Annotated in this window: 1 protein-coding gene; it reads right to left on the reverse strand. The window is 52.0% G+C overall.

Annotation, left to right across the window (positions count from 1 at the left end):
- Positions 1–10 precede the first annotated feature (10 nt).
- A partial coding sequence (locus MHY22_RS11465) for an IS3 family transposase (RefSeq protein ID WP_239279391.1) occupies positions 11–915 on the reverse strand: 905 nt, incomplete at its 5' end.

The raw sequence follows: 915 nt of genomic DNA on the forward strand, positions 1-915 counted from the left end.
TGGTTTAATTCTAGGCGGTTAGGGCTTCAAGGGTCTGATTTCGATATTGCATCGGGGTCAGGCCCTTGAGTCGTTGTTGGATGCGTTCGGTGTTGTACCACTGGATGTACTCGTCGATGGCTTGGTTGAACTCTGCGACGGTGTCGAAGACTTCTCCGTGGTACATCTCGGTTTTTAAGTGTCCGAAGAAATTTTCCATGACCGCGTTGTCGTAACAGTTGGCTTTACGCGACATTGACTGAACACCACCGTTGTCATGAATCAGGTTGCGCCAGGACGAATGCTGGTACTGGAAACCTTGATCGGTATGCATCATCCACCCAGGCTCAGGCGTACACGTTTTAATTGTTTTAGTTAAAGAATCGGCGGTAAACGTTGTCGACGGCGATGTAGCCACGGTGTGGGCAACGATTGAACGGTCGAACAGATCCATCACCGGTGATAGGTAGACCTTGCGGCCTGCGACCCTGAACTCGGTGACGTCGCTGACAAAGACGGTATTTGGCTTATCTGGGGTGAACTTGCGGTCGAGTGTGTTGTCGGCAATGTGGCTGATCGTCTTGTTATAGGAAACATATGGCCTGCGCTGGCGGATCTTGGCTCGAAGCCCCATTTCGCTCATGAGTTTGTAGACGAGCTTGTGGTTGACCACCCATCCCTGGTTGCGCAGGTCAAGTAGCACTCGTCGGTAGCCGTAGCGATGCTTGTTGCGCTCGAAGCTTTCCCAGATTGCGTCTTTGAGCGCAGCGTGCTTATCCGGCTCGCTGAGTCGTTTCTGGTGGTAGAAGAACGTCGCTCTCGGCATGCCTGCCGCATCCAAAAGGTATTGCAGACGATGCCGTGACTTGAGGATGACAATCGCCTGAACTTTCAGGCGTGTCCCTGATTCCTCAAGTCCCGCAATTTTTTTAGATA

The organism is Corynebacterium sp. ACRPO (genome assembly GCF_022347205.1).
In the GTDB taxonomy this organism is placed as follows: Bacteria; Actinomycetota; Actinomycetes; order Mycobacteriales; family Mycobacteriaceae; genus Corynebacterium.